Genomic DNA, 2,457 nt, shown 5'->3' with positions numbered 1-2,457 from the left:
GAAAGAGGATTCAGACATCGCTGTGAGGCCACGCACCGCGTGGTTCACGGCGTACGCAATGTCATCGTGGCGTTGCATCGGTTCAACTCGAGCGACGGCGCTCATTGATCAGCGCATCCTTAGTGCATCACGGTGTCCGCATGGCCTGCTCGCGTCCGGCAAGCGGATCACGTCCGGCCCATGCGCATAGCAGACGCGATTGCCGCCATGGCGGGAAGCTGCCGGCCGTGACCTGACCGTCGGCACATGGCCGTGACTGTGTGGTTGCACCTGAACTCGACAACTGTCCTTCGCGGTGAGGGCTCTGTTGACTACCGATGGCACGAAGCTCAGCCCAACGTCAGTAAATTGCCCAGCTGTATGCCGTGACCACTCCCACGAGGGGCCGCTCGCACACGAGCGCACCATCATCGACGTCACACCGAGTGGGGATAGACAGCGCGACGTTGCCTTCCTATCCTTCACCGTCTGCAAAGATGGCCGACGTAGTGCAGAAGTGCCGCGTGTGGCACTGCCCCCGTGCGGTCGTGCTCATCGATCTGAACAGCCGTCGGCTGCGAGCATGCGCTCGAACTATCCTCGAGGAGAGTCAGGCATGACATGTTGGCCCAGACTACACGCAGCCCTCGCGTTGGCCGCGACCATGTTGGCTTGGCCGCTCCCTGCGAACGCGCAATCCTCCAGTACCCTCGTTTCCTATGAAGTGGTCTGCGAAGACGCGAGCCTCAAGGTCGTGTTCGAGCAGAAAGTTGTCGGAGTGATTCACGCCGCACAAGGCTTTGCGATCGATCCAACTGGGAAGGCAGAGCTGAAGCTTCTTTTCGCGGTTGCACCTGTCAAGCGCAAGAAAGGGGGCGAGGAGGAACTCTTGTCCTTGGCTGTGGCAACACTTGGATTGCGCAACGGCAAGGTCTTCCATTTCGAGAACCGGACTTTCCCGCCGAACGGATACGAGGGGGGGCTCTCAAGTCTGATTCCAACCATGCTCAAGGAAAAACCATGAGCTTAGATCTGGAAGAGGCGCGGCTCTTCATTCAACAGCATCTTCCGACCGCTTTGGTGGTGGGTTTTTTCGTTTGTGGAACAACGTACGTGGTTACGGACAAGCTGCAAGAGAGGCAGATGGCGTTCCTAAATGCGCAGATTCAATCATTGAGGCAAGACACAGAGAACATAGAGAAACTCAAAACCAAGGTCAAGGAGCTTGAGGCACGCATAGAACTCTTTGAGGAACAACGGCGCCGCAAAGATGAACTGCTTCCGTCTATTGCACGGTTCGACCCAAAGAAACTGTATACCCCCTCGCCGAATGCAACAGTCGTGGAGTTGGCAAATGCAAAACAATAGGCGCTTGGTCGTCCATTTGTTCGCGGGACTGGGGCTGCCATTCCGTCCCGTGTTGGCGGGCTTACCTTCAGAGCCACGAAGCGCAATCGAAATCTTCGAAGCCCGCACTGACGGCCTACGGCACACGCTTGTCATTCACACGCTCTCGCCGCAAGAAGAGCTGAGGTTAATTGCTGTCTACCAGCAAGGCAGATGGAAACCAGGGTTGATTGCCTCTGAATCCGGTGAGCTTGAAGTGGCGATCGCAAAGAGAAAGCTTGGATCAGTCTTGAGGCATGCGGATGGCGCGGCCATTACGAGTGCTCGCTGGGAGCTTGTTTTCGAGGAGAAGGGACTGCCCCCTGAGCTATATGTCATTGCCTGCAGGATCTCCGGAGTTCATGGTCAGCGCAGTTTGAGTCGCGAGTTGCCGGATCTCCGCCGTATTCTCGATATGGTGAACGAGCCGACGCCCTCTCAACGAGAGAAGACAATCGATGACATCCTGCGTGCACTGTTTGAGTTTGCCTGGGAGCCTTTAGCCTTCACCCGCCTGGATAGAGGCGCGATGCGTAGGTGAGGGGCCCAAGTCGTCGGATCGTCTGCTGCCAGTTCATTCGACTCGTCCCGGAGCCACTTTCGCTGTCCAGCGGTCGAGCGATCAAGCATCGCGAAAGCCTGCGATGGTGCTTTCGCGTCTGGCCGTTGGTGTCGCAGGTGGTGGGCTGGTGAGCGTCAAGTCTGGAGGTGGAGCGGCCCGTCGCTCCGACGAGCTCTCGCCGACCGGTTTCGGCGACCGCCGTCATTCGGCAATCAAGATCGATCGGCAGCAGTCAGTCTCGTTCCGACGTCGCAGATGATCGGACTCGGATCCTCATCACGTTTGTGGATAGGGTAGAGGTCGGCGAGCTTCGTGCTCAACAGCGTGGGCATCCGACTGGCAAGGGACCCCAATGCCCGTGTACGCGCTCACTGAAGCTAACGGGCAGCTCACTGGCAGGTTGGCTACTTGCCGCCTAAGACGAGCAGGCCCACGGCACGCAAGCACCCGAGCTTCCGTGAGCCCAGCGGCGCGGCCCTTGCTGCGTCGTTGCCGACATGTGCGCGCCAGAGCAGCACTCAGGCGCCCTG

At 58.6% G+C, this 2,457-nt stretch carries 3 protein-coding genes; all 3 read left to right on the top strand.

The genetic code is table 11. From position 1 onward, the window contains the following. Nucleotides 1-631 precede the first annotated feature (631 nt). Genes E8D38_RS27405 through E8D38_RS27395 form a run of 3 tightly spaced genes read left to right on the top strand, consistent with a single transcriptional unit; the run spans nt 632 to nt 1,906 of the window. Nucleotides 632-1,003 carry a hypothetical protein gene (locus E8D38_RS27405; RefSeq protein ID WP_140637447.1) on the top strand — a complete coding sequence of 124 codons (372 nt, stop codon included), beginning with the start codon at nt 632-634 and terminating at the stop codon, nt 1,001-1,003. Next, nucleotides 1,000-1,347 (top strand): hypothetical protein, encoded by a 348-nt coding sequence (locus tag E8D38_RS27400; protein ID WP_140637446.1) that lies wholly within the window; start codon nt 1,000-1,002, stop codon nt 1,345-1,347. The genes E8D38_RS27405 and E8D38_RS27400 overlap by 4 nt, the downstream gene beginning before the upstream one ends. A gap of 4 nt (nt 1,348-1,351) precedes the next feature. Further along, nucleotides 1,352-1,906 (top strand): hypothetical protein, encoded by a 555-nt coding sequence (locus tag E8D38_RS27395; RefSeq protein WP_181179535.1) that lies wholly within the window; start codon nt 1,352-1,354, stop codon nt 1,904-1,906. Nucleotides 1,907-2,457 lie beyond the last annotated feature (551 nt).

The organism is Methylibium rhizosphaerae (assembly GCF_006386545.1).
Taxonomy (GTDB): domain Bacteria; phylum Pseudomonadota; class Gammaproteobacteria; order Burkholderiales; family Burkholderiaceae_C; genus Pseudorivibacter; species Pseudorivibacter rhizosphaerae.
Note: the sequence above shows the minus strand (reverse complement) of the source record. Positions and strands in the feature narration are given on the sequence as shown.

Coding starts and splice junctions, on each gene's coding strand:
- E8D38_RS27400 (WP_140637446.1), top strand. CDS start 1,000: ATGAGCTTAGATCTGGAAGAGGCGCGGCTCTTCATTCAACAGCATCTT.